Below are 25763 nucleotides of genomic sequence, written 5' to 3'. Positions count from 1 at the left end.
GAGCCGGTGCCACGTCCAGGCTAACAAACAGATCCCGTAAGGCCATTCCGTCTCGGGAGTTCATTTCGCGGACACATGGGTAACCCCGCTCAGTCCCGGAGCAGATCCGGGGTTCCGGCCGCGTCGGGCTCGTCCCGTTCGGCCGAGACGACCGTGAGCTGCTGGGTGGCACGGGTCAGTGCGACGTACAGCACGCGCAGGCCGGCCGGGGACTCGTCGGCGATCTCCGCCGGGGAGACCACGACCGTCGCGTCGTACTCCAGGCCCTTGGCCTCCAGGCTGCCGAGCGCCACCACCCGGTCGCCGAGTCCGGCCAGCCAGCGGCGGGCCTCCTCGCGGCGGTTCATCGCCACGACCACGCCGACCGTGCCGTCGACCCGCTCCAGCAGGCGCGCGGCCTCGGCGCGGACCGTGTCGCCGAGGGCGGGGCCGGCGAGCGCGAAGCGCGGTTCGACGCCGGTGGAGCGCACCGCCCTCGGGGAGACGGAGCCGGGCATGGCGAGGGCCAGGACCTTCGCGGCCAGCTCGGCGATCTCGGCCGGGTTGCGGTAGTTGACGGTGAGCTCGAAACGGCGGCGCGGGCGGCTGCCGAGCGCCTCGTCGCGGGCCTCGGCGGCCTCGTCGGGGTCGGACCAGGAGGACTGGGCCGGGTCGCCGACGACCGTCCAGGTGGCGTGCCGGCCGCGGCGGCCCACCATGCGCCACTGCATCGGCGTGAGGTCCTGCGCCTCGTCGACGATGACGTGGGCGTACTCGGTGCGCTCCTGCGCGAGGCGCTCGGCGCGCTCGCGCTGCGACTCCTCACGCACCGGCATCAGCTCCTCCAGGCCGGTGAGCTGGTCCAGCGAGTCCAGTTCGCGTCGCCTGCGGGGGCGGGCGGGGGCGCCGAGGATCGCCTGGAGCTCGTCGAGCAGGGCGATGTCGTGCACGGACCGGCCCTCGCGCCTGAGGGAGCGGGCGACCTTGCGGACCTCGCCGGGGTTGAGGATCCGCCGGGCCCAGCGGCCGAGGCGCCGCTCGTCGGCCATGGCGTCCAGCACGGCCACCGGGGTCAGCTCCGGCCACCAGGCGTCGAGGAAGGCGAGGAAGGCGTCCTCTGAGGTGATGTCCTCGTCGAAGGAGGAGCGCAGCTCGGCGGCGAGCTCGGGGTCGGTGTGCCGGCCGGCCGCGCCGGAGCGCTCCCACAGCGCGTCGAGCAGCAGCTTGCGGGCGCGGGGACGCAGCAGGTTCACGGGGGCGGTGCCGCCCAGGGCGGCCCGGCGGATGTCCGCGAGCTCCCCGGCCTCCAGTTCCAGGCGGCGGCCGAAGGCGACCACGCGCAGCCGGTCCGGGCAGTCGCCGAGCTCCAGGGCGCCGCGGGCGGCCTTGCGCAGGACCTTGAGCATGCGCGAGGAGCCCTTGGCGCGGGCCACGGCCGGGGAGTCGTAGAGCGTCGCCTCGGCGCCCTCGACCAGGGAGCCGATGGCCCGGATGGCGACCTGGCCCTCCTCGCCGAGGGAGGGCAGCACGCCCTCGGTGTAGGCGACGAGCAGCGGGGTGGGCGAGACGATGAGGATGCCGCCCGCGTAGCGGCGCCGGTCCTGGTAGAGGAGGTAGGCCGCGCGGTGCAGCGCGACGGCGGTCTTGCCGGTGCCGGGGCCGCCCTCGACGTAGGTCACGGAGGCGGCGGGGGCGCGGATGACCAGGTCCTGCTCGGCCTGGATGGAGGCGACGATGTCGCGCATGGTGTGGCTGCGGGCCTGGCCGAGCGCGGCCATCAGGGCGCCGTCGCCGATGACGGACAGCTCCTCGCCGTCCAGGCGCGCCGTCAGCTCGGGGCGCATGAGGTCGTCCTCGACGCCGAGGACCCTGCGGCCCTTGGAGCGGATGACCCGGCGGCGCACGACCCGGCCCGGGTCCACGGGCGTCGAGCGGTAGAAGGGGGCGGCGGCCGGGGCGCGCCAGTCGATGACCAGCGGGGCGTAGTCGGCGTCGAGGACGCCGATGCGGCCGATGTGCAGGGTCTCGGCGATGTCGGCGGTGCCGTCCTCGCGGACCGCTCCGTCGGCGGGCTCGACGGCGGTGTAGGCGCCGTCGGGGCCCTTCTTGCCGTCCTTGCCGCGCAGCAGGTCGATGCGGCCGAAGAGGAAGTCCTCGAACTCGTTGTTGAGCCGGTTGAGATGGATGCCGGCGCGGAAGACCTGTGCGTCCCGCTCGGCCAGGGCGCCGGGTGTGCCGACCTGGCCGCGCCGGGCGGCGTCGTGCATGAGGAACTCCGCCTCGTGGATCTTCTCCTCGAGGCGCCGGTACACCCGGTCCAGGTGTTGCTGTTCGACGTCGATCTCCCTGTCTCTGAGGGAGTCGAGCGCGGATTCCTGCTGAGCCTGAGCGGCCACCGGGTCCCCTTCTGACGTGCTGGGCAGCCGTCCACCGTACGCCAGGGGGACCCGGCAATGCTACGCGTCCACCTCGACGAGGCGCTTGCCGTCGAAGGTCACGACCTCGAAGTGGTCGATGTCGTTCGGCTGGAAGGCGGCACCGCCCTGGACGTACAGGGGCTGCTTGGCCTTCTCGGTCGAGGCGTCGGGCAGGCCGTAGCCCCACTCCGGCACGGACCAGGACGCCAGCGTCTCCCGCTCGCCGTTCTTGCCGACGGCGACCAGGGCGCACTTGAGCGGGCCCTTGACGTTCTTCAGCTCCGTGACCGTCCCGGTGCCCCAGTCCTTCTTCTGGAGGGCGACCGTCGCGGTGACCTTGGTGGTCGGGTCGGTGGCCGTGATCTTGTCGGAGATGCCGTCGAAGGCCGCCTTGGCGGGGCTCGCCGCGAGCGGGCGGTTCTCCGCGCCGCCTCCGCCGTCACCGCCGCTGGTCGCGACCGCGACGAAGGGACCGCCGACGATCAGCGCACCGGCCGCGGCCACCATGTAGAAGCTGCGCCGGCGCTTGCGGGCGCGGCGGTCGGCGACCTCGTCGACCAGCTTCTCCACCACGCGCGGGCGGGGCTTGGCGGACAGCGAGTCGCCGATCGCGGGGGTGCTCCCGGAGCCGGGCAGGTCGGCGAGGGCGGCGAGCATCGGCTCCATGCCGGCCAGCTCGTCGAGCTGCTGGGCGCACCACTCGCAGGTGGCGAGATGAGCCTCGAAAGCGGTTGCTTCGGCGTCGTCGAGGATGCCGAGGGCGTACGCGCCCACGGTCTCGTGCTCGTTCGGCACCGGAGATTCCTGCATGGGGCCAGACATACCCATGCCTCCCGTACCGAACCCTTGGTTACCCCCGTAAACACTCATCACGCCGTCACCCCCCGCTCCTCCAGTGCCAGCTTCATCGAACGCAGGGCGTAGAACACCCTGGAGCGGACCGTGCCGCTGGGTATGCCCAGGGTCTCGGCCGCCTCGTTGACGGTACGCCCCTTGAAGTACGTCTCGACGAGCACCTCCCGGTGGGCGGGGGTCAGGTCGTCGAGTGCGTCCGACAGAGTCATCAGCCACAGCGCCTTGTCGATCTCGTCCTCCGCGGGGATGACCTCCAGCGGCGACGGGTCGACCTCCTGCGGCCGGGCCTGCCGGCTGCGGTGGCCGTCGATGACGATGCGCCGGGCGACCGTCACCAGCCAGGGGCGTACCGAACCGGTCGCCCGATTGAGCTGACCGGCGTTCTTCCAGGCACGGATGAGCGTCTCCTGCACCACGTCCTCGGCGCGCTGCCGGTCTCCGGCGACCAGGCGCAGGACGTAGGCCAGCAGGGGTCCGGCGTGTTCGCGGTAGAGCGCACGCATCAGCTCCTCGTCGGGTTCCGAGGGCTGGGACATGCGATGTCGGGCCCTCGGTGCTCGTTCATTGGCCACGACGGAATCCTTGCGCACGCCCACCTCCGATGTCCGGGGGTTCCCCCAGTCGGTCGCTCGACAAGCCGTACGCAGAGGAGGCGTTGGGTGTTCAAAGAGAGGTGACAGTTTTCTTCCGGGTGTCGTGACGGAGGGGGACATGGGCGCACATTCCCACCCCTCGTTCTTTACATTTCCACCACACGGACAAGATCGGGTCCGCTTATCCCTACGGAAGCGTAGGTAAACGGTATGTGTCCCGAATCACTTCGGCTCCGCATGCGCAGAAGTGGCATTTGGGGCGCGGGAATTGAGTGCACGGACCACTCAATTCCGTTTCAGGGGCGGGCCAGTGCCGCGCGCCGGCGGTGCCGGGCGACGCGCTCGCGGTTGCCGCAGATCTCGCTGGAGCACCACCGCCTGCGCCGCCCCCGTGACGTGTCGAGGTACACGATGGGGCAGTTGTCCCCCTCGCACTGGCGCAGCGCCGCGCGGGCGGCCGGATCGGTCAGCAGGTCGACGGCGTCCCGGGCCACCACCGCGAGCAGGGCGGCGCAGCCGGGCGGTGCCTCCAGCCGCCGGACGAGCCCGTCCTCCGGGTCGCGCACCGCACGCGGGGCCGGGGGCGCGGTGCGGGCCAGGTCGTTGACGCGGGCGAGCGCGAAGTCGTACGTGCTGACGCCCGAGCCGGGGCGGCCGCGGACCAGCCGGTCGATCTGGTCGCGCAGTTCACGGAAGGCCGGGGGCCAGGTGGAGTCCGCGTGGTCCAGCGGCGTCCCGGCCGGGACGAGGCCGGAGCCGGTGACCCAGGCGCGCAGGACGTCCACGGAGTGCAGCCGTTCGTCCGGGTGTGTGGTGGCGAGCAGATCGAGGCAGATCCGCCCGGCGTCGAAGCGCAGCTCGTAGGGGGCCGCGGCCGTACCCAGTGCCATGTGCCTGTCACCGCCTAGGGTCGGTGAGACGCCAGTGAGAGGGCCGGGGAACCGGTCCCTCCTACAGTGCCTGCCCCGGACCGCGCCGGAAAGACCTCCGGCTCGGGCGGCGTCCGGCCCGTGGCCGGGGCTGCCCGCACGCACGGGGAGCCCGGGCCCTCACCCGTCCGCGTACTTCGTGTCCGCCGCCGGGTCCAGGGCCAGGCGATAGCCGCGCTTGACCACCGTCTGGATCAGCTTCGGCGTGCCGAGGGCGGTGCGCAGGCGGGCCATGGCCGTCTCCACCGCGTGTTCGTCGCGGCCGGAGCCGGGCAGTGCGCGCAGCAGGTCGGAGCGGGACACGACCCAGCCGGGACGGCGGGCCAGGGCGCGCAGCAGGGACATGCCGGCGGGCGGTACGGGCCGGAGGTCGCCGTCGACCACGACGGCGTGCCCGCGGATCTCCACCCGCTGCCCGGCGACGGGCAACGAGCGCGCCCGCCCGGGGAGTTCCTGGCACAGCAGCTGCACCAGCGGACCGAGCCGGAACCGCTCGGGCTGGACCGTGTCGATGCCGCGGGCCTGCAACGGCAGGGCCGTGACCGGTCCGACGCAGGCGGGCAGGACGTCGTGGCCCAGGGCCGCGAGGACCTCGGTGAGCAGTCCGCGTTCCTCCGCCCGCGACAGCAGGGAGGCCGCGGCCGGGGCGCTGGTGAACGTCACGGCGTCCAGGGCCCGGGTCACGGCCGCGTCCAGGAGGCGGTCCACCGGAGCGATGTCCTCCGGCGGCATCCAGCGGTAGACCGGCACGCCGACGACCTCGGCCCCGCCCTCCCGCAGCGCCTCCACGAACCCGGGCAGCGGCTCGCCGTGCAGCTGGACGGCGATGCGCAGGCCGTCGACGCCCTCCTCCAGCAGCCGGTCCAGCACCTCGGCCATGGACTCCGACGCGGGTGACCACTCCTCGGTCAGCCCGGCCGCCCGCACCGCGCCCTTGACCTTCGGCCCGCGCGCCAGGATCCGCACGCCGCCCAGCCGGGCGAGCAGGTCCTCGCCCAGACCCCAGCCGTCCGCCGCCTCCACCCAGCCGCGGAAGCCGATCGCGGTCGTGGCGACGGCGATGTCGGGCGGCTGCCGGACGATGTCCTTGGTCGCGTCCAGCAGTTCGCTGTCGTCGGCGAGGGGCACGATCCGCAGGGCGGGGGCGTGCACGACGGCGGCACCGCGACGCCGCAGCAGCGTCCCGAGCTCGTCGGCCCGGCGCGCGGCCGTCACGCCGACGGTGAATCCCGCCAGGGGCCCGTGGTCCGGTCGCTGTTCTTCCTCGTACATGGCTCTCGTCCCGCACTCGAGTCGTCGACTTGCGTCGGTACGGCGTACCTGCGTGCCGGCCGAGCCTGTCAACGGCTCGTGACAGGCCCGGTTCGGCGTGATGTCGTCAGTGTTACCGATCCCGTCGTCGTCCGGGTCGGCGCCTCACACGTCCGCGTAGCTGAGCTGCGGCTTCGCCTCCGGGGAGGCCGCGGTGACGGGTACCCGGGGAGCCGGGCGGCGAAGGTATACGGCCCAGGTGATCAGGAAGCAGACGGCGTAGAAGGCAAGGAAGGCGACGAACGCGCCGGTGCCGGAGCCGTAGGAGAGGAAGGACTGGCGGAAGGCGAGGTTGATGCCGACGCCGCCGAGTGCGCCGACCGCGCCGATCAGCCCCATCGACGCCCCGGACAGCCGCCGCCCGTACGCCGCCGCCTCCTCGCCGGTCAGCCCCTGGGCCAGCGCCTTGTTCTGGAAGATGCCCGGGATCATCTTGAACGTCGAGCCGTTGCCGAGCCCGCTGAGCACGAACAGCACCACGAACGCCCCGGTGAACAGCGCGAGCGACTTCGCCATGGAGGCCCCGACGAGGACCGCCGTGGCGGCGGCCATCGCGACGTAGTTGCACAGGCTGATCCGGGCCCCGCCGAACCGGTCCGCGAGCCGCCCGCCCACGGGCCGGATCAGGGACCCGAGCAGCGGTCCGAGGAAGGTGACGTAGGCGGCCTGCAACGGAGTGCGGCCGAACTGGTTGGTCAGGACCTGCCCGAAGGCGAAGCTGTAGCCGATGAAGGAGCCGAACGTGCCGATGTACAGGACGGACATGATCCAGGTGTGGCCGTCCCGGGCGGCGTCCCGGGCGGCGCCGGTGTCGTTCCTGACGTGCTCCAGGTTGTCCATGAACAGCGCGGCCAGGACGGCGGCCAGGACGATCAGCGGGATGTAGATGCCGAGCAGCACCCGCGGGCCGCCGCCGGCGCCGATGATGCCCAGCGCGACCAGCTGTGCCACCGGTACGCCGATGTTGCCGCCGCCCGCGTTCAGCCCGAGCGCCCAGCCCTTCTTCCGCAGCGGGAAGAAGGCGTTGATGTTGGTCATGGAGGACGCGAAGTTGCCGCCGCCGATCCCCGCGAGCAGACCGACGAGCAGGAACGTGGTGAAGGACGTGCCCGGTTCCATCACCGTGAACGCGGCGACGGTCGGGATCAGCAGCAGGGCCGCGGAGACGATCGTCCAGTTCCGTCCGCCGAAGAGGGCGACGGCGAAGGTGTAGGGGACGCGGACGACGGCGCCGACCAGGGTGACCATCGAGGTCAGCAGGAACTTGTCCGCGGGGGTCAGGCCGTACTCCGGGCCCATGAACAGCACCAGCACGGACCACAGGGTCCAGACCGAGAAGCCGATGTGCTCGGAGAGCACCGAGAGGAGGAGGTTGCGGCGGGCGACCTTCTCCCCCGTCTCCTTCCAGAACGTCTCGTTCTCCGGATCCCAGTGCCGGATCCAGCGGCCGCCCCTGTTCGGGGGTGCGGGTGCCGTGCCAGGGCCTGTCATGACGCCTCCACTGTGCTCCGGGGCTCGCTCGTGCTCGAGTGACTGGTCCCGAAGGTAGGGAGGACGCGTTTCCTGTCTGTGGCACCCGGTGACCGGCAGGGAACGTTGCTCTCACCCCGCGCGGGGGCGGGATGAGAGGTGCCCCGCGTCCCGGCTCACTGCTGCGGCGGCTGCCAGTACGGGTTCTGCTGGAGGGGAGGCTGAGGCGGGACCTGCTGCGGGGGCTGCTGCGAGGGCTGCTGGTACGGCTGGGCGGCGTACGGTCCCGGGGCGGGCTGGGCGTACGGGCCCGGGGCGGACTGACCGGCGTACGGTCCGGGGGCGGGCTGACCGGCGTAGAGACCCGGGGCGGGCTGGGCGTACGCGGAGGGGGCCTGCTGCCCGTACGGCCCGGGGGCGGACTGCTGGGGGAACGGCCCCGGGGCGTGCCGCGGATGCGGGCCGGCCGCGAACGGGTTGCCCTGGCCGGGCGGTTGCGCACCCGGCGGCAGGTACCGCAGCCGTCCGGTCTCGTCGTGCACCGGCACGAAGCCGGCCGCCCGCAGCCGGGCCGCGAACCTGGCGTTGCGCTTGCGCGTCACCACCAGGCCGACGCCGAAGACCACCATGAGCAGCAGCCAGATGGCACCGGCCAGGACGAAGTCGGCGGACTCGCCGCCGAACCGGAAGCCGAGGATCGCGCAGCCGAGGGTGGCGCCCAGGGCGCCGTAGCCCATGCGCTTCTCGGCGTGCTTGCCGGTGAGGTCGAAGTTGATTCGTGCCTTGAGGAGTTCGACCGCGTCCGGCACGAGCGGCGGCAGGGAGACGCCGTCCGCGGCGTTCGGGAACTGCGCCCAGTTCTGCCCGGCCCGGGCCCGGGCCTGCGGGGCGTGGTCGGGCAGGAGCAGCATGGTGAGGGCGCCGTTGCGGCCGCTGCCCTGCCGGACGTCGGCGTACTCGTAGCCGAACTGCTGGGCCACGAAGGCCAGTCGGGCGAGCTTCTTCACGGAGGCCAGGGGGCTGGTGAGCTGGACCGGTTCCCCGCTCGCCAGCAACCGCAGCATCTTCTGTGTCTGCCGCCTGCTCATCCCACCGCTCCCCCGGGCCGGTTCCTCCCCTTGTGCAACCCGGGCAGTGTTCCACACCCCGGTGACGGCGGGCCGCCTCAGCCGCCCGCCGCCTCAGCCGCCCGCCGCCACCCGCCTGCGGCCCGGCCGCCCGCGCCCGCGGCCGCCGTGCCGCGGCTCACCGGTGGGCCACAGCCGGGGGCGCTGCTTCGCGGCCAGGTCCTCCGCCCAGCCGAAGGCCAGGACGCAGCAGCCGATCAGCACCCACGCCAGGGCCAGCACCGGCCAGACGCTCTCCAGCAGCCCCGGCACGTGTCGCTCCAGCACCGGGAAGCCCCACAGCCGGTCCCAGAGCGTCGCGGCGACGAGGATGCAGGTGTTGTGCCACAGGTAGATCGTGACGGCCCGGGAGTTGAGGACGGCGATCGTGCCGGCGAAGGGGCGCAGCCGGCGCGGCCACTGCGACCAGGACGGGCTGACGTGCAGCAGCACCAGCACCGTGCCGAACGACCACAGGGCCTGGGCCAGGGGCATGCTGTCCAGGTCGTTGCCGGTGCCGAAGTCGTGGTGCAGGGCGTACCAGAGGCCGGTCAGGGCCACGACGGGCGCCACGGACGGGACGACGTAGCGCGGCAGCCGTCTCAGGATGCCCTCCTGGTGGGCCATGCCGAGGATCCAGCAGGCGCCGAAGGTGGAGAAGTCGGTGAGGGCCGAGGGGAACCGCTCGCCCGGCAGCGCGAGCCAGCTCAGCTCGAAGGCCACCGCCAGGGCGATCGGCATGAGGATCGTGACGACGGGGAGGGCGCGCAGGGCCTTCAGCAGCAGCGGGGACAGCAGGACGTACCAGAGGTAGGCGCGGATGTACCACAGCGGGCCGGCCAGCTCCGCCGCCCAGTTCTCGCCGATGAGGCCGTGCACGCCGGGCAGGCCCTCGGCGAAGGGCGGGTCGCTGAGCGGGACGATCCAGAAGGTGAGGTGCAGCCACCACCAGCCGGGGTGCCCCTCGTCGCCCGGCCCCCAGCCCTGCACGACCATGCCGGTGACCCCGACGACGCCCAGCAGCCACAGCGGGGGCAGCAGCCGGCGCATCCGGCCCCGGATCACCTGCCCGGCCGGGCGCTTGAGCGAGCGGGCCATGAGGCTGCCGGCCAGCGCGAACATCACGCCCATGGACGGGAACACCAGCGGCAGCCAGGCCCAGCCGGTCAGGTGGTACAGCACGACCCGGAACAGCGCCAGGGCGCGCAGCAGGTCGAAGTAGCGGTCGCGCACGGGCGTGCGGGCGGGCGGTGGCGCGGTGGGCGCGACGCCGGGCGCGGGGGTGGTGTGCGTGGTCATGCGACCGGCCTCCTGTCCCTCGTCGGCTGCGGTGTGCCGGTGCCGGGCCCGGGCAGGCCGACGGCTCCGGTGCGGCGCAGTTTCTGCCAGCGCAGCCGGCCGCCGGTCAGGGCGGTGATCCAGGACTGGAGCAGGACGACGTACATGAGCTGGCGGTAGAGGAGCTGCTGGAGCGGCAGGGAGATGAGGTGGATCATGCGTTCCTTGTCCAGGTGGAACGCGTAGGCCGCGCACACCCCTTGCACGGCGAGGACGCCGAGCCAGGCGCCGATGGTCTTCTCGGTCGGGCCGAACACCAGCCCGTACAGCAGGAACACGTCGATCAGCGGGGCCAGCAGGGGCGCCACGACCATGAACAGCGACACCAGCGGCAGGCCGACCCGCCCGAAGCGGCCCGAGTGACCGCGGTCGAACAGGGCCCCGCGATGCTTCCAGATCGCCTGCATCGTGCCGTACGACCAGCGGTAGCGCTGCGACCACAGCTGCTGGACCGATTCGGGCGCCTCGGTCCAGGCGACGGCCTTCTCCGCGTAGACGACGTGCCATCCGTCGCGGTGCAGCGCCATGGTGATGTCGGTGTCCTCGGCGAGCGTGTCGTCGCTCATGCCGCCGACACGCTCCAGCGCGCTGCGGCGGAACGCGCCGACCGCGCCGGGGATGGTGGGCATGCAGCGCAGCACGTCGTACATGCGCCGGTCGAGGTTGAAGCCCATGACGTACTCGATGTGCTGCCAGGCGCCGATGAGCGAGTCCCGGTTGCCGACCTTGGCGTTGCCGGCGACGGCGCCGACGCGCGGATCGCCGAAGGGCTGCACGAGTTCGCGGACGGTGGCCGGTTCGAAGACGGTGTCGCCGTCCATCATGACGATCAGGTCGTGCGTGGCGTTGGCGATGCCCCGGTTCAGGGCGGCGGGCTTGCCCGCGTTGAGCTGCCGGACCACCCGTACGCCGGGCAGGTCCAGGTCCTCGACGATGCGGGCGGTGCCGTCGCCGGAGCCGTCGTCGACGACCAGGACCTCGATGGGGTGATCACTGGCCACCAGGGAGCGGACGGTCTGCTCGATGCACTTGGCCTCGTTGTAGGCGGGCACGAGCACGGAGACCGGTTCGGTGACGGTCTCGCCCCAGCGGAAGCCGCGCCGACGGACCCGGCGCGCGTGCGCGACGGACAGGATCAGCATCAGCCCGAGGCGGGCGAAGACCAGGACACCGACCACGGCCAGCCCGGCGACGAGGGCATCGGTCGTGTGCTCGGAGGCCTGCACCAGGAACACCCAGGCCTCCCCCTTGAGCGCGTCCAGCCCGGTGACGGGGGTGTGCGCGCTCGGGGCGTCGAGGGCGGCGGTGAGGGTGTGGAAGCGGTAACCCCGGTCCTGCAACCCGGAGATGTACGGGCCGAGCGCGGCCACGGTCTGGGAGCGGTCACCGCCGGAGTCGTGCATCAGCACGATGGCTCCCTTGCCGTCCTTCGGCGTGGCGTTGCTGATGATCTTCTCGACCCCGGGCCGGCGCCAGTCCTCGCTGTCGCTGTTGTTGACGACGGTGAGGTAGCCCTTGCTCCCGATGTACTCGGTGACCGGCCAGGAGTTGTTGTCCATGTTCTGCGCGAACGAGGAGTAGGGCGGCCGGAACAGCGAGGTGCGGATGCCGGCGGCTCCGGCGAGCGCGAGCTGGTTCTGCGACAGCTCCCAGTCGACGCGGCTCTTGTCCTGCAGTGCCAGGTCGGGGTGGTTGAAGGTGTGCAGCCCGATCTCGTGGCCCTCGTCGACCATGCGCTGGACCAGCTCGGGGTGGCGGGAGGCCATCGTGCCGGTGATGAAGAAGACGGCGTGGGCGTGGTGCTTCCGCAGGACGTCGAGGACCTTGGGCGTCCAGACGGGGTCCGGCCCGTCGTCGAAGGTCAGCACCAGCTCGCGGTCGGGAAGGTCGAGGCTCTTGGCCTTGCCCCCGCGGGTGTCGATCACGGGCCCGCCCTCGCGGATGTCCCGCGGCACCCGGTCACCGGCGGCGGGCGGCCCGACCCGGTGGTCGGCGAGGACCTCGCTGTGCACGTAGCCGCGCAGCATGAGCATCGCCATCAGCGCGACGAGGAGGAGCAGGGGCAGCAGCAGGCGCATGGGCAGACGCCGACGCCCGGGGCCCCCGCGGGCACGGGGAGCGGGCGCGGATCGACGGGTACGGGAAGCCATGGGTGGTGGTACTCCGGGTGGTGCGGGATGGAGTGGTACGGGATGGAGTGGTACGGGGACGGGTCGCGACGGACGACGGGCGGCGGAACCGGGTGGCCCCCGGCCGCGGAACGCAGGGCGGGTGAACGAGCGGCTCCCGGCCGCCGGACGGGGCGGACGGGGGCGGACGGTCGGTCCGGCTCACGACCGCGCTGCCGGAAGGACGATCGGCCCTCCCTCGCTACCCGGGTCGAACATTTGGCCTGCGTCCGCCGTGGTGGGCGGACGATCGGCCCTCGATCGCCTCGCGGGCGGACAGTCGGCCTACGACCGCCCATGCGGGCGGACGATCGGCCGTCCATCGCCGCGCGGCCGGGGCCGGCGGCCTTCGACCGCCGTGGTGGGCGGTGTGCGGGCCGCGACCGCCGGGGAGGGCGGACGGGTCGGCCGGAGACGGGAGCCGGGACCGTGAGCGCCGGGGCGTCGCGCGGCGCGGGCGCCCGGCCGGGGCAGGTGCTGCGCCGCCGGGCCGCGATGCCGCCGGGCATCTCCCACGGCTCGAACGGGAACCCCGGGAACCCTGAGCGCGGTCCCCCGCTGATCGAGCAGGGACCCCGGCCCAGCCGGGTAGGCCCCCCGCCGCTCCAACGAAGCCCCGAGCAGCTCCCGCTGACCCAGCGAAGCACCGGACAAGCCCCCGGCTGACCCAGCAGATCCCCTGGCAGGCCCCCGCTGATCCAGCGGAGCACCGACCAGGCCCCCACTGATCGAGCGGAGTGCCGAGCAGGCCCCCGTCGCTCCGACGAAGCACCCGACGGGCCCCACCGCTCCGACAGAGCACCCGGCAGGTCCCCCGCTGATCGAGCAGGGGCATCGCCCCGGCGGGGGCCCATGGGCGCCGGATCTCCATGAGAGCGCGGTGCGGACCCACGGCCCGGTCGGCACCCGGCAGGGTCAGGCGGCGGCGGGTGTCTCGGTCACGGGCTCGGCCGTGGCCGGGCCGTCCGCCACCGTGCCCGTGTCGCCGCCGCTCTCACCGCCGCCGGGCGTCGCGGTCGGGGACGGCGTGGTCTCGCCCGTCGGAGTCGGCTCGGCGGCCGGCGTGCTCGGCGGGTCCGCCGGCCTGCTCGGCGTCGGGCCGGTCCTGCCGGGTCCCGGCTCGGGCGTGGCCCGGGTCCCGGCCGGCGAGGGCTTGGCCGGGGCCCCGGAACGACCGGGCCGGGGCGTCGTCCCGGGCGCGGCGGTGCCGGGGCCGCGGCCGGGTGCGGGAGCCGTGGCCGGGCCGGTGACCGGCACACCGCCGGGAAGGGTGGCACCGGGTTCCTCGGTCGGTGCGGCCTCCGCGGGCGGGGGCGGGCTGTCGACCTTCTCGGCGGGCTGCCCCTCGTTCCTGTCGGGCACGGGGAGCCAGGGCGCGTCGGCGTTCCCGGACAGCAGCGTGGCGACGATGACCACGGCGTACACACCGCAGGCCAGGGCGACGACCACGCCGGCCCGGCGCAGGCGGCGGCTGCGGCGGCCGGACTCGTCGACGAAGACGGGCCGGTCGCCCGCACCGGCGGCACCGGCGCCCGGTCCGTCCCCGGCCTCCCGGGCACGCCCCTCGCCCACGCGCGTCCCGTCCAGCTGGACGGTGACCTCGTGCGGATCGTGGGCGTGTCCGGCGGCGCTGGAGGCCTCTTCGCCCGGGCCGGCGTCCTCGGGTTCCTGCCACGGGTCGCGGACGCCCGTACGGGATCCGCGGCCCGGGCCGAGCGCCTCCGCCCCGCCGTCGCTCTGCCGCGGGATGCCCGGCAGGATCTGCGCGCCGCCGGGCAATCCACCGCCCGTCGCACGGACGTCGTCGTCGGCGAGGGCCTGTGCCGCTCTCCGCTCCCGGACTCTTCCGTCGGCCGCGATCTCGCTCGTCGCCGACGCGGCCTCGGGCCACTCCGGTCGGGCGTCTTCTCGCCATTTCGTCACGCGCACGCACTTCCCCCCACGGGATGGTTCAGGTGCGCTTCCGACCTGAGCACCCGCCGTCGGACCGGGCCCCCACCCGTCCGAGCGCCCCCTCTTACCACACCGTGCTCAGGCGTCGAATGTAGCGCACCCGGCGACTGTGCGTGTGGCTGTCGTGACGATTAGTGGCAGCCGTGAGACAGCATGAGGACATCGTCACCGGCCGGCACCCATCCGTCGGCAGGTCGCCGCAGCCAGTCCTGCTCCGCGGCGAGGCGGGCCGCCGCCCGGCGCAGCGCGTCCAGCGCGGGATGGGTCAGCCCTCTGCGCCAGACCAGGGACAAGGGGGACAGCGGCACGGGGTCGACCAGGGGGCGGGACACCGTGGACGGCAGGGCCGGGAAGTCGACGACGGCGAGGACGGGCGTGCGCGTCCTGGCCATCATCCGCTGGAACTCCTCCTCGCCGACGGCGAGCGGCGCGGGCGGTGCCAGCTCTATTCCGTACCTCTCGAACAGCAGCCGTGCCAGGCCGGTCCACTCCGGGGTGCGGTCGTTGCCGGCACCGGCGTAGACGGTCTCGCCGGCCAGTTCGGCGACGGGCACCTGCTCCAGGGCGGCCAGCCGGTGGCCCTCGGGCAGGACGATCGCCATCGGCTCGTAGCGCACGGGCTGGTGGGCGAGACCGGTCCGCAGCGCGGGGTCCAGTCCGGCGAACCGGCCGAACGACGCGTCCAGCCGCCCCGCGAGCAGTTCCCCGGCGGCTCCGGTCAGGCCGCTCTCGTAGCGGGCCATCAGCTCCTGGCCCGGGGCGAGTTCACGCGCCAGGTGCAGCACCCGGCGGGCGGTGGTCGGCCCCGGGGAGTTGAGGTCGACCAGCAGGGGCCGGGCCTGGCCGAAGGCGGCGAGCAGTTCGTCCTGCGCCTGGAGCACCCGCCGGGCGTGGGGCAGCAGCCGCTCGCCGTCGGGCGTGAGCGCCACCTGCCGGGTGGTCCGTACGAACAGCTCGGCCCCCAACTCCCGCTCCAGCCGCCGCACGTCGCGGCTGAGGGCCTGCTGGGCCACGTGCAGCCGGACGGCGGCACGGGTGAAGTGCAGTTCCTCGGCGACGGTGGCGAAGGCGCGCAGGAGACGGGGGTCGAGGTGGGCCGGCATGCCGCGAACCTACAGCGGCCCGGGCCGGCTGGTTCAGCCGGCCTTGCGGGGGGTCCCGACCTGGTTCGGGGCCGCCTTGGCTCCGGCAGGCGCGGAGGCGCCTCCCCGGTGCCTGGGCGCCGACCGGAGCGGGGGGCGGGTCAGGGTGATCTGGCGGACGACCTGCTGGAAGCAGGCCAGGGCGGCGATGCCGGGCAGGGCGGCCGCGGCGGTGCCGAGGACGGTCCTGGGGGCCTGGACGACGCAGAGCAGCACGGCGACGCACGAGAAGACCAGCACCACGCACCAGGAGTGCGCGGCACGGCGCTGGTGCAGCGCGGCCCGCAGGACGGACAGGGAGGCCACCAGCCAGGGCCCGTACACCAGCAGCGGCCACCAGTGGCGCAGGCCCCTCGTCTCGGGCGAGACGGCGACCAGGCGCAGGGGGTCGTAGGCGACCATGCCGCCGAGCAGGCCCACGGCGGCGGCGATGACGGCCGCGAGCGCGGCGACGACCAGGCTGGTGGTGCGGAACAGGCCCCGGGTCCTGCGCACACGGACCTTGCGGTGGCGCCGGGGCACCTCCCGTACGGGCGGCAGTTCCTCGGTGATGTCCTGGAGCCGCTGCATGTGGGTGTCGGGTGCCGGGCCGGCGGCCGGGCGCGGTGGTTCGTCCCGCGGGGCGGGGATTCTCGTCTGCTGCCCGAGGGCCTCCTCGAGGATGAACGCCAGTTCCTCGGCCGGATCCCAGGTCGGATCCGGGGGCGTCAGGGGTGTGATGAAATCCCGGGCCGGTGCGCGATGCCGGCCGGTGCCTTCGATTCCATGCTCGTACATGACGCGGCCCCGCTAATTCGCGAGAACCAGGGCGGGCCATTCCGTGGCGCTGATCCAGCGGCGGGCGAGATCCTTCTCCAGGGTGCTCATGGTGCGGATGAAATCGCGCAGCACCGGTTCGGTCACCTGCAACGTGACCGGGCAACCGCTTCTGGTGAGCGTGCCGTTGACGGTGGCGGACGAGTGCGCTGGAGCGGGAATGTAGGTGTACGGCCCGAGCGTTACCGCCCAGCCGTCTTTCCTGGTCGCCTCGGTCATGTACCGACTAACCGTCGGCTCACTTCGCCGGATGCGCGGCAAAAGAGTGAAGGATCCGCATGAATGAGCATCTTATTCGCGCGTTACGAGAAACATCAGGGCCCTCCATATCGCTGTATGAAGAACAAGGAGCGATTCTTTCTCGCCACGGCCCGTTCGGCCGTTTCACAACCCGGGTGCGTGAGTCCGGGCGGAACAGGTGTTGGACGTGCCGATCACCGCCGGGGGACGGTGGCCGCATGCCCCGACTCACCCCGTACCGCGACCTGTTCGGCCTGCCCGGAACCCGTTCCTTCACCGCCGGGAATCTGCTGGCCCGGCTGCCCATGGGCATGTTCAGCGTCAGCGCGGTCGTGATGATCGCCGGTGCGCGCGACTCCTACGCGCTCGCCGGTGCCGTCACGGCGACGGGTCTGGCGGCGACCGCGGTGGTCGCGCCCTGGACCGCGCGGCTGGTGGACCGGTACGGACAGGCCCGGGTCGCTCTGCCGGCCACGGTGTTCGCCGCGCTCGGCTCCGTCGCCCTGCTGCTGTGCGTGCGCCACGGCGCCCCGGACTGGACCCTGTTCGCCTCCTACGCCGCCACCGCCACGACCCCGAACACCGGCGGCATGTCCCGGGCGCGCTGGGCGCATCTGCTGGCCGGCGACACCAAGGCCCTGCACACCGCCAACTCCTTCGAGCAGGCCGCGGACGAACTGTGCTTCATGCTGGGGCCGGTGCTCGCGGCGTTCCTGTGCGGGACGTTCTTCCCGGAGGCGGGCACGCTGACCGCGGTGGTGCTGCTGCTGGCGGGCATGGCGCTGTTCACCTCCCGGCGCGCGACGGAGCCGCCGGTCGCCGGGCGGGTACCGGCGCGGGCGCCCCTGCGCGCCCCCGGCATTCCCCCGCTGCTCGTGGTGTGCCTGGCGATGGGGGCGGTGTTCGGCGCGACGGAGGTTGTCACGCTCGCGTTCGCCGACGCGCAGGGACACAAGGCGGCGGCGGGCGTGGTGCTGGGGCTCCAGGCGGCGGGCTCCTGCGCGGCGGGCCTGCTGTACGGGACGGTCCGGCTCGACGGGCCGGCCTCCTCCCGTCTGCCGTGGTGCCTGGCGGCGATGGCGGCCCTGCTGACGCTGCCCCTGCTCGCCGCGTCGGTCACCGGTTCGCTGCCGCTGCTGGGCGTGGCACTGCTGGTCGCCGGGATGGCGACGGCCCCGGCCATGGTGACCACCATGACGCTGGTCCAGCAGCGCACGCCGGAGGGCCGGCTCAACGAGGGCATGACCCTGGCCGTGACCGGTCTGCTGGGCGGCATCGCCTGCGGCAGCGCGATCGGCGGCTGGACGGTGGAGCACATGACACCGACCGCGGGCTACACGATCCCCGTGACGGCCGCCGTCACGGCCCTCGTCCTGTCCCTCCCCACGGCCAGGACCCCCCACCCCCTGCCGGCCCCTCTCCCCCGGACCTGACCGGGGCGGGCCCGCGTCGGCGGTTCTGCGTCGGCGGTTCCGCGCCAGCGCATGACGAAGGCCCCGCCACTCGGAAGTGGCGGGGCCTTCGCCCACATGGGATGAGTGGAGATGGCGGGAATCGAACCCGCGTCCAACGGTGCAGAACCAGGGCTTCTCCGTGTGCAGTTCGCTGCGCTTTTCTCGGCCCCGGCGATCACGCGAACAAGTCGCCGACGGGCCCAGTCACTGTGTGATTTCCCATCGAACCCCGTGACCGGGCTCGATGGTTTAGTTCCCTAGCTTATGCCAGGATCCGGGTCGGGAACGTCCCCGGGCTGACACCCATTTAGGGTCCTTCAGTCACTGCTTATCAGGCAGCGAGGGCGAAGGACTGGGAATCGCGCTTGGTGTTGGCGATTATTTTTTGCGACATATGGTTTACGAGATCATTGCCGCTTCCTCGACACGCTTCCCCTGCCTCGACATCCGCTGTCGAAACCGATCATCCCCATGTTGTGTTGACAATCCCCTCCGGAGAGGGGCCCGCACCCGCCGTGGGGTGCATGCACCATCGTACGTGACCAACGCAGGTCGGTGCCAGCGTATTCCCTACGCCCCGCGCTGCCGGCGCCGCACCGCGGAGACCGCCCGCTCGGTCTCGCGCCGGTCCTGCTTCTCCCGGAGCGCCTGGCGCTTGTCGTACTCCTTCTTGCCCTTCGCCAGCGCGATCTCGACCTTGGCCCGGCCGTCCTTGAAGTACAGGGCCAGGGGCACGATGGTGTGGCCCGTGTCCCCCGACTTCGACTCCAGCTTGTCGATCTCGGAGCGGTGCAGCAGCAGCTTGCGCTTGCGCCGTGCGCTGTGGTTGGTCCAGGTGCCCTGGCTGTACTCCGGCACGTGCACGTTGTGCAGCCACGCCTCGCCGTCGGTCAGCTGGACGAAGCCGTCGACCAGTGACGCCCTTCCCTGGCGCAGCGACTTCACCTCGGTACCGGTGAGGACCAGGCCGGCCTCGTACGTGTCGATGACGAGGTAGTCGTGCCGCGCCTTCTTGTTCTGCGCGATCAGCTTGCGCCCTTTTTCCTTAGCCATAGTGCCGACCATTTTCGCACTACGCGGGGGTCCGGGGGAAAGCGGATTACGAAGGGCTCGCCAGACCCCTCAGCACGGCCTCGGCCCGCTGGAGGGCACCCTCGTCGGCGTCCAGGTCCGGAGTGATGCCCCGGCCGTCCACCGCGCGCCCGGAGGGGGTGCGGTAGTGCCCGACGGTGAGCTCCGCCACGGAGCCGTCGGGCAGCCGGGCCGGCATCTGGACCGAGCCCTTGCCGAAGGTGCGCGAGCCCACCACCAGGGCCCGCCCGCGGTCCTGCAGGGCGCCGGTGAGCAGCTCGGCGGCGCTCATCGTGCCGCCGTCCACGAGCGCGACCAGGGGCCGGGTCGTGTCGCCGCCGGGCTCGGCGTGCAGGGCGCGCTGCTCGCCCTCGACGTCGTAGGTGGTCACGAGGCCGGCGTCGAGGAAGGCGGAGGCGGCCGTGACGGCCTCGGTGACGAGGCCTCCCGCGTTGCCGCGCAGGTCCAGGACGACCCCGGCGCCGCGCGGGGCCCGCCGGACGGCGTCGCGCACCTGGCGGCCGGACCCCTTGGTGAAGGTGTCCACGTCGATGAGGGTGAGGGCGCCCGGGAGCTCGCGGACGGTGACCGAGTCGGTGGACAGCCGGGTCCGGCGCAGGGTCTCGGTCCAGGCGCGGCCCGCGCGCTCCAGGCCCAGGCGGACGGTGGTGCCGGCGGGGGCGTCGGTGGCGTCCCCGCGGAGTAAGGAGACGACCTCCGTGACGGGACGGCCGTCGGTCCTCTCCCCGTCGACGCTGCGCAGCAGGTCCCCCGGGCGGATCCCGGCGTCGGCGGCGGGCGAGCCGGCGCGCACCTTCGTCACCTCGACCCGGCCGTCCCGCTCGCTGCCGGCCCACAACCCGACCCCGGTGTACCGACCGTCGAGGGTGTCCTCGAACTCCTCGTACTCGCCCGGGGAGTAGACGGCGGCCCAGCGGTCGCCGCTGCGGCTGACGGCCCGCCGCGCGGCCTCCAGGGGGGACTTGCCGTCGGCCATGGCCTCCTCGGCCGCCCTGGCGACCTCGGCGTGACGCGCGAGCGGGGCGGCGGCCGAACGGGCCTCGTCCGGCGCGGACTTCCCCTGCCCCTGGGGCAACGCCCCGGTGGCGGCACCGGCGACGAGCACGCTCGTGAACACCAAGGTCAGGGCGGCCCCGCGGCGGATGCGACGGGGCTGACAGAACGGGTCACGACCTGACATGCCGGTGAGTCTAGGACAAGGGGAAGGGCCGTACGGCCGGTTGACCGTACGGCCCCTCTTGGCGTGCGTCACACCTTCAAGTACTTGCGCAGCGCGAAGAACGCGGCCAACGCGGGCATCAGCAGACTGGTGGCGAGGATGAGCGGCAGCTTCGTCAGGACCGCGTCCCAGCCGATGAAGTTGATCAGCGTCAGCTGGTCGGCCAGGGCCAGTCCGTGGTCGATGAGGAAGTACCGGGCGATCAGCAGGAATCCGCAGGCGAGGGTGCCGCCGATGAGTCCGGCGACCGCGGCCTCCATGATGAACGGCGCCTGGATGTAGAAGCCGGAGGCGCCGACCAGGCGCATGATGCCGGTCTCCCGCCGGCGGCTGAACGCCGAGACGCGCACGGTGTTGACGATCAGCATCAGCGCGACGACCAGCATCAGCGCCATCACCGCGCGGGCGGCCCAGTTCATGCCGTTCAGCAGCTTGAAGAGGTTGTCCAGCAGGCCCTTCTGGTCCTGCACGGACTGCACGCCGTCCCGGCCGTTGAAGGCGGTGGCGATGACCTGGTACTTCTCCGGGTCCTTCAGCTTGATGCGGTAGGACTCCTGCATCTGGTCCGGCGTGAGGGAGGCGGCCAGCGGGGAGTCGCCGAACTGCTCCTTGTAGTGCTTGTACGCCTGGTCCTGCGTCTCGTAGGTGACCGTCTGGACGACGTTCATCCTGTCGAGGTCGGCCTTGATCTGCTTCTTCTGGTCGTCGGTCACCGCGCCCTTGGCGCACTTGGGGTCCGACTCGGCGTCGCTCTTGTTGCAGAGGAAGATCGAGACGTTGACCTTGTCGTACCAGTAGCCCTTCATGGTGTTGACCTGGTCGCTCATCAGGAGCGACCCGCCGAACAGGGCGAGCGACAGGGCGACGGAGACGACGACCGCGAAGGTCATCGTCAGGTTGCGGCGGAGACCGACGCCGATCTCCGACAGGACGAACTGGGCGCGCATGGCGGCTGGTTATGCCTTTCCGTGGATCTCGGGTGCGGTCTCAGTGCTGGTAGCCGTAGACACCGCGGGCCTGGTCGCGCACGAGGCGGCCCTTCTCCAGTTCGATGACGCGCTTGCGCATCTGGTCCACGATGTTCTGGTCGTGGGTGGCCATCACCACGGTCGTGCCTGTGCGGTTGATGCGGTCCAGCAGCTTCATGATGCCGACGGAGGTCTGCGGGTCGAGGTTGCCGGTGGGCTCGTCGGCGATGAGCAGCTTCGGCCGGTTGACGAACGCCCGCGCGATCGCCACGCGCTGCTGCTCGCCACCGGACAGCTCGCCGGGCATCCGGTCCTCCTTGCCGCCGAGGCCGACGAGGTCGAGCACCTGCGGCACCGACTTGCGGATCTCGCCGCGGGACTTGCCGATGACCTCCTGCGCGAAGGCGACGTTCTCGCCGACCGTCTTGTTCGGTAGCAGGCGGAAGTCCTGGAAGACGGTCCCGAGCTGGCGCCGCATCTGCGGCACCTTCCAGTTGGACAGGCGGGCGAGGTCCTTGCCCAGGACGTGCACCTGTCCGTGGCTGCACCGCTCCTCGCGGAGGATCAGCCGCAGGAAGGTGGACTTTCCGGAGCCGGAGGACCCCACGAGGAAGACGAACTCGCCCTTCTCGACCTCCAGGGAGACATCCCTGAGGGCGGGGCGGGTCTGCTTGGGGTAGACCTTGGAGACATTGTCGAATCGGATCACGGATGCACCACGGGTCGCCGGGGGTAGATGAGCGTGACCTTACGCGAACCGGGCAGGGGGCCGCAGTCACCGGTCGCGGTTGCGCAGCGGATGTGCCGTTTTGTACGTCCGTCGGGGGCGCGGGGAGCGGCGCGCCCGGCCGTGGCGCCCCTGGGCGGCGGGGCCGTGCGCCCGCGGTGACGTTCGGCGGCGACCGCGCGGCGCGCCCGGGAACCTGGCACAGTGGAGGGGGGAACATTCCCGTCCCCCCACACGTTGGACACGTGGAACCGGCGCAAGGAGGGCGAGCGCATGACGTACGACCGGCTGGTGTGCGCGAACTGCGCGGCCCCCGTGAGCGAGGGCCGCTGCCCGGTGTGCCGCGCGAACCGCGAGCGCCTTCAGCAGGAGAACTTCCTCGGGAATCTGAACCCCATGGCGCTGATCGCCCTGCTGACGGTGCTGATCGCGGCCGTGGCGCTGCTGGCGCACCAGACCGCGTGACGTCGTAACGGGCCCGCCCGCGGCGGCGGGGCTTCCCGGACACGGCCGAGGGCCCGGAGCGTGACGCTCCGGGCCCTCGGTGTTGCGCTGTGCGGACGGTGCCCTACGGGCGCCGTCGTCAGGCGGCGGCGCCGCCGCGGCCGCCGGCGAGACGCGGCAGCAGGCGGAAGCCGACACCGCCGGCGATCATCGTGGCAGCGCCGATCACCAGGAAGGTGGTCTGCGCGGCACCGGTCTCGGCGAGCTCCTCGCCGTTGCCCTTGGCCTGCGGCGCCGGCGCGTTGTCCGAGCCGGTGTCGGTGAGCGCGGAGGAGCCCTCCTGCTGCGGGGAGGTGCCGCCGTCGGGGTCGGCGGCGTTGCCGCCACCGTTGCCCCCGCCGTTGCCGTTGCCGCCGCCGTTACCGCCACCATTGCCGCCGCCGTTGCCCGGGTTCGTCGGGTCCTCGGTCGGCTCGGTGGGCTCGTCCGTCGGCTCGGTGGGCAGGTCCGTGGGCTCGGGGTCCACGGTCGGCTCCGGGTCCGTGGGGCCCGGGTCGGTCGGGGCCGGGTCCGTCGGCAGGTCCGTCGGGATGTCGGTCGGGGCCGGGTCGGTCGGGGCGGGCTCGGTCGGGTCGTTGCCGACGTTCACCCCGACACCGACGTTCACGCCCAGGTCGAGAGCGGATGCGGCACCCGCCGCGGTCAGCGAGGCACCGGCCGCGATGACGGCACCGGCCGCTATGCGCGCGACACGGATCCGCGTCTTCTTCGTCATGTGGTTGCTACCCCCAGTAGCTCATCGTCATTAGGCAGCGCTCGGGGCTGTGCTCGACGGGGACGGCCGCGGTGAGAGGCCCCCCGGTTCACATGCGCCCCGGAGACACGCATGCCGCACTTCACCCTTCCCACTTTTCAAGAACACGTCAAGGCCGTTTGCTGGCGCCATGTCCGGCTACGGGGGCTATGCCGGAAGTCCGCATGTGTGGATGTGACGCAGAACCCATCCACCCGCCTACGCAAAAGGCAACTGCCGCCACTGGGGCGGCAGTTGCCTTGTCGACAAACCTACTTCTCCTGCTGCTTGCGCCAGCGAATCCCGGCCTCGAGGAACCCGTCGATCTCACCGTTGAACACGGACTCCGGGTTGCCGACCTCGAACTCGGTGCGCAGGTCCTTGACCATCTGGTAGGGGTGCAGCACGTACGAACGCATCTGGTTGCCCCAGGAGTTGCCGCCGTCGCCCTTGAGGGCGTCCATCTTGGCCTGCTCCTCCTGGCGGCGACGCTCCAGCAGCTTGGCCTGGAGGACGTTCATCGCCGTGGCCTTGTTCTGGATCTGCGAGCGCTCGTTCTGGCAGGAGACCACGATGCCGGTCGGGAGGTGGGTGATGCGCACCGCGGAGTCCGTGGTGTTCACGCCCTGGCCGCCCGGGCCCGAGGAGCGGTAGACGTCGATGCGCAGTTCGGACTCGTCGATGTCGACGTGGTCGGACTGCTCGACGACGGGGAGCACCTCGACGCCCGCGAAGGAGGTCTGGCGCCGGCCCTGGTTGTCGAAGGGCGAGATGCGCACCAGCCGGTGCGTGCCCTGCTCGACGGAGAGGGTGCCGTAGGCGTAGGGCGCCTGCACGGAGAAGGTGGTCGACTTGATGCCGGCCTCCTCCGCGTACGACGTCTCGATGAGCTCCGTCTTGTAGCCCTTCTGCTCCGCCCAGCGCAGGTACATCCGCTGCAGCTTCTCGGCGAAGTCCGCGGCGTCGACACCGCCGGCCTCGGCGCGGATGTTGACCAGCGCCTCCCGGGAGTCGTACTCGCCGGACAGGAGGGTGCGGACCTCCATCTCGTCCAGCGCCTTCTTGACGGAGGCGAGCTCGGACTCGGCCTCGGCGCGGGTGTCCGGGTCGTCCTCCTCCTCGGCCATCTCGAACAGGACACCGAGGTCGTCGATGCGACCGCGCAGGGCCTCGGCCTTGCGCACCTCGGCCTGGAGATGGGAGAGCTTGCTGGTGATCTTCTGCGCCTCGTCGGGGTTGTCCCACAGGGACGGCGCGGCCGCCTGCTCCTCGAGCACGGCGATGTCTGCCCTCAGCTTCTCGAGGTCCAGAACGGCCTCGATCGACTCCATGGTCGAGGAGAGGGACTTGAGCTCTTCGGATACATCGACGACTGCCACGCCCTCCAGCGTAACGGCTCCGCCCGGCGGCCATCGCCGGGCGGCCGTCGCGGGCGGCTCAGGGCGACTGCGGCGCCGAGTTCCTGGTGTCCTGCGGCGGGGTGTCGCCGTCGTCACCGGCCGTGGTCAGCCAGGCGCCGACGCCCAGCGCCGCCGCCAGGGCGACCGCGCCCGCGCCCAGGGCCACCCGGCGGCGCCGGGCCGCCGCGCGGTTGCGGGCCGAGCCGGGGCGGGGGGCGCCGGGGGCGCGGGGTGCCCGGGCGGTGCCGTGGGCGCCGCCGGCCAGCTCGTCCGGGGCCGGGACGCGCATCGAGGTGTGGGTGTCGCGGTTGGAGTCGGCCGGTTTCGCGCCCGGCACCAGGGGGACGGCCCCGCGGCGGCGGACCCGCTCCCCGCCCGGTGCCGCCGGGACGGGCTGCTCCGGGCGGCCGGTGTCCTCGCCGGAGTCGGTGTCCGGCTCGTCCACCTCCAGCGGCGGCATGCCCACGAGCATCGGCAGCAGCTCCCGCAGCCGGGCGCCCAGCTCGGACGCCCGCAGCCGGGAGGCGGGGGCCTTGGCGAGGCACTGCACGAGCAGCTGCCACAGCTCGTCCGGGATGCCGGGCAGCGGGACGACCGTCTCCGTGACGTGCCGGCGCAGGACCGCGCCGGGGTGGCCGCCGCCGAACGGGGTGAAGCCCGCGAGCAGCTCGTAGAGGACCGTGGCGAGTGCGTAGATGTCGACGGCCGCCCGCGGGGGCAGGCCCTCGACGATCTCCGGGGCGAGGTAGTCCGGAGTGCCGATGATCTTCGTGGCCTTGGTGCGGCGCGGGGTGTCGATGAGCTTGGCCACACCGAAGTCGGTCAGCAGTGCGCGGTGCGAGCCGCCGGGGCCGAGGGGCCCCTGCATGTCGAGCAGGACGTTCTCCGGCTTCACGTCCCGGTGCACCACGCCCGCGGCGTGCGCGGCGGCCAGTCCGTCGGCCACGTCGGCCGCGATCGCGACGGCCGCCTCGGGCGCGAGCCGGCGGTCGCGGTCCAGCCGGGTGCGCAGGTCCGTGCCGCGGACGAGGTCCATGACGAGCGCGAGGTCGTTGCCGTCGACGACCAGGTCGCGCACGGACACCACGTGCGGGTGCTCCAGACCGAGCAGGGCCGTGCGCTCCTGGACGAAACGCCCCACCAGCTCCTGGTCGGACGCGAGGTCCTCGCGCAGCAGCTTGATGGCGACGGGGCCCCCGGGACCCTCGCCCAGCCACACCGTGCCGGCGCTGCCCCGCCCGAGGATCTGGTGGGCGGTGTACCGGCTGCCGATCTTCCGTGCCAAGGCTGCTCCTACCGACGCGTGTTGTCGTTAAAACTACGCGTCCGGGGAGCCAACCTTCACCGGG

The 25763-nt window shown here is 72.6% G+C and carries 22 protein-coding genes and 1 other RNA gene; 2 read left to right on the top strand and 21 right to left on the bottom strand.

Annotated elements, in window-relative coordinates; all coding sequences use genetic code 11:
* Nucleotides 1-89: 89 nt before the first annotated feature.
* The 13 genes from ACH4C6_RS20395 to ACH4C6_RS20335 form a co-directional block, all read right to left on the bottom strand.
* Nucleotides 90-2375, bottom strand: coding sequence for a HelD family protein (locus ACH4C6_RS20395; RefSeq protein ID WP_398109999.1), 2286 nt, complete (start codon nt 2373-2375; stop codon nt 90-92).
* Between the two features lie 60 nt (nt 2376-2435).
* Complete coding sequence (locus ACH4C6_RS20390; RefSeq protein ID WP_398109998.1) at nt 2436-3266, bottom strand: anti-sigma factor family protein; 831 nt, start codon at nt 3264-3266, stop codon at nt 2436-2438.
* The gene (locus ACH4C6_RS20385) at nt 3266-3787 is read right to left on the bottom strand and encodes a sigma-70 family RNA polymerase sigma factor (protein ID WP_010039908.1); all 522 of its coding nucleotides are present in this window, start codon (nt 3785-3787) and stop codon (nt 3266-3268) included. Before ACH4C6_RS20385 ends, ACH4C6_RS20390 begins: the two co-directional genes overlap by 1 nt.
* Nucleotides 3788-4140: 353 nt before the next feature.
* Entirely contained in the window at nt 4141-4734 is a 594-nt protein-coding gene (locus ACH4C6_RS20380; RefSeq protein ID WP_398109997.1) for a CGNR zinc finger domain-containing protein, read from the bottom strand.
* Between the two features lie 159 nt (nt 4735-4893).
* The gene (locus ACH4C6_RS20375; RefSeq protein WP_398109996.1) at nt 4894-6045 is read right to left on the bottom strand and encodes a uroporphyrinogen-III synthase; all 1152 of its coding nucleotides are present in this window, start codon (nt 6043-6045) and stop codon (nt 4894-4896) included.
* Nucleotides 6046-6189: 144 nt separating this feature from the next.
* On the bottom strand, nt 6190-7575 hold the full coding sequence (locus tag ACH4C6_RS20370) for a nitrate/nitrite transporter (RefSeq protein WP_398109995.1): 1386 nt from the start codon (nt 7573-7575) through the stop codon (nt 6190-6192).
* A 155-nt stretch (nt 7576-7730) separates the two neighbouring features.
* On the bottom strand, nt 7731-8642 hold the full coding sequence (locus ACH4C6_RS20365) for a hypothetical protein (protein WP_398109994.1): 912 nt from the start codon (nt 8640-8642) through the stop codon (nt 7731-7733).
* Between the two features lie 93 nt (nt 8643-8735).
* Nucleotides 8736-9959 (bottom strand): acyltransferase family protein, encoded by a 1224-nt coding sequence (locus ACH4C6_RS20360; RefSeq protein WP_398109993.1) that lies wholly within the window; start codon nt 9957-9959, stop codon nt 8736-8738.
* Nucleotides 9956-12148: a bifunctional polysaccharide deacetylase/glycosyltransferase family 2 protein gene (locus ACH4C6_RS20355; protein WP_398109992.1), complete on the bottom strand. Its 2193-nt coding sequence runs from the start codon at nt 12146-12148 to the stop codon at nt 9956-9958. The genes ACH4C6_RS20360 and ACH4C6_RS20355 overlap by 4 nt, the downstream gene beginning before the upstream one ends.
* A gap of 933 nt (nt 12149-13081) precedes the next feature.
* The gene (locus tag ACH4C6_RS20350; RefSeq protein WP_398109991.1) at nt 13082-14089 is read right to left on the bottom strand and encodes a hypothetical protein; all 1008 of its coding nucleotides are present in this window, start codon (nt 14087-14089) and stop codon (nt 13082-13084) included.
* A 161-nt stretch (nt 14090-14250) separates the two neighbouring features.
* On the bottom strand, nt 14251-15222 hold the full coding sequence (locus ACH4C6_RS20345) for a LysR family transcriptional regulator (RefSeq protein ID WP_398109990.1): 972 nt from the start codon (nt 15220-15222) through the stop codon (nt 14251-14253).
* Nucleotides 15223-15255: 33 nt separating this feature from the next.
* On the bottom strand, nt 15256-16038 hold the full coding sequence (locus ACH4C6_RS20340) for a hypothetical protein (protein ID WP_398109989.1): 783 nt from the start codon (nt 16036-16038) through the stop codon (nt 15256-15258).
* A 12-nt stretch (nt 16039-16050) separates the two neighbouring features.
* On the bottom strand, nt 16051-16296 hold the full coding sequence (locus ACH4C6_RS20335; RefSeq protein WP_398109988.1) for a hypothetical protein: 246 nt from the start codon (nt 16294-16296) through the stop codon (nt 16051-16053).
* 239 nt (nt 16297-16535) lie between these two features.
* Between ACH4C6_RS20335 and ACH4C6_RS20330 the strand changes: the two genes are divergently transcribed.
* Complete coding sequence (locus ACH4C6_RS20330) at nt 16536-17750, top strand: MFS transporter (protein WP_398109987.1); 1215 nt, start codon at nt 16536-16538, stop codon at nt 17748-17750.
* Between the two features lie 103 nt (nt 17751-17853).
* Here ACH4C6_RS20330 and ssrA read toward each other — a convergent pair.
* From ssrA to ftsE, 5 genes are all read right to left on the bottom strand, one after another.
* Nucleotides 17854-18242, bottom strand: a transfer-messenger RNA (tmRNA) gene (ssrA, locus tag ACH4C6_RS20325).
* A gap of 99 nt (nt 18243-18341) precedes the next feature.
* Nucleotides 18342-18824 carry an SsrA-binding protein SmpB gene (gene smpB / locus ACH4C6_RS20320; protein ID WP_369196411.1) on the bottom strand — a complete coding sequence of 161 codons (483 nt, stop codon included), beginning with the start codon at nt 18822-18824 and terminating at the stop codon, nt 18342-18344.
* A gap of 46 nt (nt 18825-18870) precedes the next feature.
* Nucleotides 18871-20043: a S41 family peptidase gene (locus ACH4C6_RS20315; RefSeq protein WP_398109986.1), complete on the bottom strand. Its 1173-nt coding sequence runs from the start codon at nt 20041-20043 to the stop codon at nt 18871-18873.
* Between the two features lie 68 nt (nt 20044-20111).
* A complete protein-coding gene (ftsX, locus tag ACH4C6_RS20310; protein WP_369196409.1) occupies nt 20112-21029 on the bottom strand; it encodes a permease-like cell division protein FtsX in 918 nt (305 codons plus the stop codon).
* A gap of 40 nt (nt 21030-21069) precedes the next feature.
* Nucleotides 21070-21759, bottom strand: coding sequence for a cell division ATP-binding protein FtsE (gene ftsE, locus ACH4C6_RS20305; protein ID WP_003990615.1), 690 nt, complete (start codon nt 21757-21759; stop codon nt 21070-21072).
* Between the two features lie 291 nt (nt 21760-22050).
* On the opposite strand from ftsE, the gene ACH4C6_RS20300 reads away from it, so the two are divergent.
* Nucleotides 22051-22242 (top strand): hypothetical protein, encoded by a 192-nt coding sequence (locus ACH4C6_RS20300; protein ID WP_333933659.1) that lies wholly within the window; start codon nt 22051-22053, stop codon nt 22240-22242.
* Nucleotides 22243-22360: 118 nt separating this feature from the next.
* Here the strand turns inward: ACH4C6_RS20300 and ACH4C6_RS20295 are convergent, their stop codons facing one another.
* The 3 genes from ACH4C6_RS20295 to ACH4C6_RS20285 form a co-directional block, all read right to left on the bottom strand.
* Nucleotides 22361-22996, bottom strand: coding sequence for a hypothetical protein (locus tag ACH4C6_RS20295; RefSeq protein WP_398109985.1), 636 nt, complete (start codon nt 22994-22996; stop codon nt 22361-22363).
* 290 nt (nt 22997-23286) lie between these two features.
* Nucleotides 23287-24393 carry a peptide chain release factor 2 gene (gene prfB / locus ACH4C6_RS20290; RefSeq protein ID WP_398109984.1) on the bottom strand — a complete coding sequence of 369 codons (1107 nt, stop codon included), beginning with the start codon at nt 24391-24393 and terminating at the stop codon, nt 23287-23289.
* Between the two features lie 58 nt (nt 24394-24451).
* A complete protein-coding gene (locus ACH4C6_RS20285; protein ID WP_398109983.1) occupies nt 24452-25699 on the bottom strand; it encodes a serine/threonine-protein kinase in 1248 nt (415 codons plus the stop codon).
* Nucleotides 25700-25763: the final 64 nt, after the last annotated feature.

This window comes from Streptomyces sp. NPDC017943 (genome assembly GCF_044328425.1).
GTDB classification, from domain to species: Bacteria; Actinomycetota; Actinomycetes; order Streptomycetales; family Streptomycetaceae; genus Streptomyces; species Streptomyces djakartensis_A.
Note: the sequence above shows the minus strand (reverse complement) of the source record. Positions and strands in the feature narration are given on the sequence as shown.